This window comes from Microbacterium sp. Bi128 (assembly GCF_918698205.1).
The window spans coordinates 1-4,413 of sequence record NZ_CAKKMM010000358.1 but is presented as its reverse complement, the minus strand read 5'-3'; the positions used below and the strand labels follow the sequence as shown (position 1 = coordinate 4,413).

The window sequence follows — 4,413 nt, the reverse complement described above, 5'->3', positions numbered from 1 at the left end:
CCCTCGGCCTGCTCATGCGGTTCAGCACAGGCGCCGATTCCTAGGACGCCCGTCCGACAACTTCATATGGGGTCCTTATGGCCCTCCCGGCATCGGGAACTCACGAACTACACTGTGGCTGTCGTCTTGCACTTCCACCAGCCAAGTAGCCAGGAGTTCCCGATGCTGCATTCTGCTTCCGGATTCAAAGGAATCCGTGTGGGCGCCACCGAGGGGGCAACTCCCCGCCACGAACCACTGAACGGGGCCGGCGTACGCCAGCCCCGTATTCGTGTATCGTTCCGGTGCGCCAAGGGCCATGAAACCTCGCTCGTGTTCGCACAGCTTCCGGAGGAACAGATCCCCGGAGTTTGGGACTGCCGGCGCTGCGGCGGCACCGCAACCCGCGACGAATCAAAGTTTGCCCTGGAGGAAACGCCAACAGAAGGCTTCAAGACGCATCTGGAATACGTTAAAGAGCGGCGCTCCAGCCAGGACGCCGAAGACGTGCTGGCTGGAGCGCTGGAACGTCTACGCTCCGGACGGACCCTTCCGGACGAGCTGCTCCGGGACCCGTGAGGCCGCGTCCTCGTCAATCAGCCACAGCGTTTCCCGGCGGCCGCGCGGCCCCGCGGCGGGCACCTGTACGGGATTGGCGCCGGCCAGGGCCAGCCCTACGGCGCCGGCCTTGTCATCACCGGCCACCACCATCCACACCTCGGATGCCGTGTTGATCGCCGGCAACGTCAGCGACACCCGCGCCGGCGGCGGCTTGGGGGAGTTGTGGACGCCCACGACAGTCAGTTCCTTCTCCCGGATGCCGGCCTGCTCCGGGAAGAGCGAGGCGACGTGCGCGTCCGGCCCCACGCCGAGGAGGACAATGTCCAGGCGGGGAAGCCGCGCCGGCTGTTCCGGCCTGTCGTCGGACATGTCCGCGGCGTGCTCACCGGCCGCCGCCTCGGCGAGCCGGCGGGCATAGTCGGCCGCGGCGTCGTCCGGGCTGTCGAAGTCATCGGTGGAACCGGGCACATGGACGCGCGCCGGATCAACATTGATGTGGGACAGGAGGGCGTCCTGGGCCTGGCGGGCGTTGCGCTCGGCGTCGCCGGCCGCCACGAAGCGCTCGTCACCCCACCAGAAGTTCACCTTGGACCAGTCGACGGCCCGCGCCGCGGGCGATTCGGCCACGGCCCTGAGCGAGCCGATGCCCATCGTTCCCCCGGTAAGCACCACCGTGGCCTCGCCGTGCCGGTCCTGGATATCCACCAGCTTGGTAATCAGGCGGGCTGCGATCGCCGCCATCAGAACGGTCGAGTCAGGATGGATGCTTACTCTCGGGTCAGCGCTCACTGGGACGGACACTCCTTAGATTGGTACGCGGCAGTCCCATAGTAATCACTTCACCGAAGACTTCGTCCGGATCCAGGCGGCGGAGTTCTTCGGCCAGGCAGTCCTTGAGGCTGCGGCGGGGCAGCGAGATCCGCTGGGCGGGCTGGCCGGGCTGGGTCAGTTCGGCGATGGTGAGCCCGGGCCGGAATAGCTGGATGTCGCCGCCGGGCCGGGTCAGCCGGACGCGCCGGATGCCGGTTCCGGCCGGATCCGCCACGATCGTGACGGGAACGTCCAGGGCCAGGGTGAGCCAGGCTGCGAGAAGCACGGTGCTGGGTGAGTCCGAGGCGCCCTCGACGGCCACGGCCGTCACCGGCGAGTCGTCCACCTGGTCCAGGACCGCGGCCAGCTGGATGCGCCAGTTGGTCAGCCGGGTCCAGGCCAGGTCCGTGTCGCCGGCCTTGTACGTGCGGCGGATGTTCTCCAGCGCCGCGACCGGGTCCGCTTCATTGGCCGAGTCGGTGATCCGGCGGTGCGCGATGCCCCCGACCGAGGTCTGGCACGCGTTCCTGGGCGCACCGTGCGGCCACCAGGCCACGATCGGGGCGTCCGGGAGCAGCAGGGCCGCGACGAGGGATTCGCTTTCCTCGGCGAGTTCGCCGTAGCCGCGCAACAGGATCACCTCGGAGGCGCCGGCGTCGCCGCCGACGCGGATCTGGGCGTCCAGCCGGGTTGGGGCCGAGGCCCCGGCGTCGGCGAGGACGATGATCCGGCACGGGTGTTCGCGGCTGGCCTCGTTGGCGGCCTCGATGGCCTCCTCTTCCAGCCCGGAGCGGGTGACGACCACGAGGGTCAGGACCCGGCCCAGGGCGATCACGCCGCCCTGCTCGCGCAGGGCCATGATCTTCTTGGAAATTTTGGAGGTGGTGGTATCGGGAAGATCTACGATCATGGCCTTCTCCAGGTTCGTCCGTCGCGGGCTAGGAGCTCATCGGCCGAGGCGGGGCCCCAACTGCCGGGAGCGTAGGGCTGGGGCTGTTCGTCCAGGCCGGCCCAGTATTCCTCGAAGGGATCCAGGATCTTCCAGGACAGCTCAACTTCCTGGTGCCGGGGGAACAGCGGCGGCTCGCCGAGGAGCACGTCCAGGATGAGGCGTTCGTAGGCTTCGGGACTGGACTCGGTGAAGGAGTGGCCGTAGCCGAAGTCCATGGTGACGTCGCGGACCTCCATCTGGGTGCCCGGAACCTTGGAACCGAACCGGATCGTGGCGCCCTCGTCAGGCTGGACCCGGATCACCACGGCGTTCTGGCCGAAGTCGTCCTCGCCGTGGTCCGTGAAGAGCAGGTTTGGTGCGCGCTTGAACACGACGGCGATCTCCGTCACCCGGCGCCCCAGCCGCTTGCCGGCGCGCAGGTAGAACGGCGCGCCGGACCAGCGGCGGGTGTTGATGTCCACCCGGATCGCGGCGAACGTCTCGGTCTTGGAATCGGCCGGGATGCCCTCCTCCTCCAGGTACCCGAGGACTTCCTCGCCGCCCTGCCAGCCGCCGGTGAATTGCCCGCGGGCAGAGTGGGAGGAGAGGTCCTCGGGGAGCCGGACGGCGGCGAGGACCTTTTCCTTCTCGGCACGCAGGTCGTCCGCGTTGAAGGAAATCGGTTCTTCCATCGCCGTCAGGGCCAGCAGCTGCAGCAGGTGGTTCTGGATGACGTCGCGGGCCGCGCCCACGCCGTCGTAGTAGCCTGCCCGGCCGCCGGTCCCGATGTCCTCGGCCATGGTGATCTGGACGTGGTCCACATAGTTGGCGTTCCAGAGCGGCTCGAAGAGCTGGTTGGCGAAGCGCAGTGCCAGGATGTTCTGCACCGTCTCCTTGCCCAGGTAGTGGTCGATCCGGAACACCGCGTCCGGCGGGAATACCGACTCGACGATGTCGTTGAGCTGCCGGGCCGACTCGAGGTCGTGTCCGAACGGCTTTTCGATCACCACGCGGCGCCAGTTGTCGCCCGCGGCCTGGGCCAGGCCGTGCTTGGAGAGCTGACGGCAGACCTGTTCGAAGGCCTTCGGCGGGATCGAGAGGTAGAACGCGTGGTTTCCCCGCGTCCCGCGCTGTTCGTCGAGCTCATCGATCGTGTCGGAGAGCCGCTTGAACGTCTCGTCTTCGTCGAACTCGCCCTGCACTCCTTGACCTCCGCGGCGAAGTCCTCGTTCTCCCACTCGCGGCGGGCAAAGCCCACCAGCGCGAAGCTCGGCGGCAGCAGCCCGCGGTTGGCGAGGTCATACACGGCGGGCATGAGCTTCTTGCGGGCGAGGTCCCCGGTCACCCCGAACAGGACCAGCGACGCCGGTCCGGCAATACGGTTCAGACGGCGGTCACGGGGGTCCCGGAGCGGATTGCGCCCCCGGCCGGCCGTGTTCCTGCCGCCGTTGTAGGTTTCTGGCATGGTTGCGTGGGTGCCTTAGCTTTCAGTGGAGGATGCTGCCTGGCCGGCAAGGGAGGTGATGAGCTCCTGGAGCTGCTTCACACCCGCGGCGCGGTCGGTCAGGTGCAGCCGGAGGACCGGACGGCCGTGCTCGGACAGGACCTGGGCGTCGCCCGCGGCCTGCGCCGAGATCAGCTCGCCGAACGTGAACGGCCGGTCCGGGATGGCCAGGTCAGCCGCGGATGCGGCCGTGACCTGCAGGAAGACGCCGATCGCGGGTCCGCCCTTGTGGAACTGGCCGGTGGAGTGCAGGAACCGCGGGCCCCAGCCAAAGGTGACCGGGCGTCCGCTGGCCGCGGCCAGTTCGTCCCGGACGCCTTCGAGGCTGGCATAGGCCAGCCGGTCGAAATAGGCCTGGACGCTGAGGTAGTTGTCCGGGCCGAGTTCGCCCAGCAGGGCGCTGACGGCCTCGGCCGCGGTCCCGGCGTTGCCGAGCCATTCCCCGCCGCGGACCTCGATCGCGCCGTCGGTGAAATTCGCCGGCGTCGGTGCGGGCTGTGCGTCCAGCAGGCCGCGGGCGGCGATCTTCGCTGCCTCGACGTCCGGCTGGTCGAACGGGTTGATGCCGAGCAGGCGGCCGGCCACGGCGGTGGCGAATTCCCACACCATCATCTGCGTGGCCAAGCCG

At 68.7% G+C, this 4,413-nt stretch carries 3 protein-coding genes and 2 pseudogenes; 1 reads left to right on the top strand and 4 read right to left on the bottom strand.

The annotated features are described in order from the left end of the window. Positions 1-162: 162 nt before the first annotated feature. Positions 163-558, top strand: coding sequence for an RNA polymerase-binding protein RbpA (locus LQV45_RS18935; RefSeq protein WP_079549567.1), 396 nt, complete (start codon positions 163-165; stop codon positions 556-558). Here LQV45_RS18935 and pgl read toward each other — a convergent pair. The 4 genes and pseudogenes from pgl to LQV45_RS18915 all read right to left on the bottom strand — a co-directional run. Further along, positions 511-1,329 carry a 6-phosphogluconolactonase gene (gene pgl, locus LQV45_RS18930; protein WP_290370274.1) on the bottom strand — a complete coding sequence of 273 codons (819 nt, stop codon included), beginning with the start codon at positions 1,327-1,329 and terminating at the stop codon, positions 511-513. The two genes, LQV45_RS18935 and pgl, sit on opposite strands and share 48 nt — an antisense overlap. Further along, complete coding sequence (locus LQV45_RS18925; protein ID WP_028275501.1) at positions 1,319-2,260, bottom strand: glucose-6-phosphate dehydrogenase assembly protein OpcA; 942 nt, start codon at positions 2,258-2,260, stop codon at positions 1,319-1,321. The genes pgl and LQV45_RS18925 overlap by 11 nt, the downstream gene beginning before the upstream one ends. Then, positions 2,257-3,746, bottom strand: a pseudogene (gene zwf, locus LQV45_RS18920) (glucose-6-phosphate dehydrogenase). The gene LQV45_RS18925 and the pseudogene zwf overlap by 4 nt, the downstream one beginning before the upstream one ends. Before the next feature lie 15 nt (positions 3,747-3,761). After that, positions 3,762-4,413 (bottom strand): annotated as a pseudogene (locus LQV45_RS18915) (glucose-6-phosphate isomerase); the annotation flags it as partial.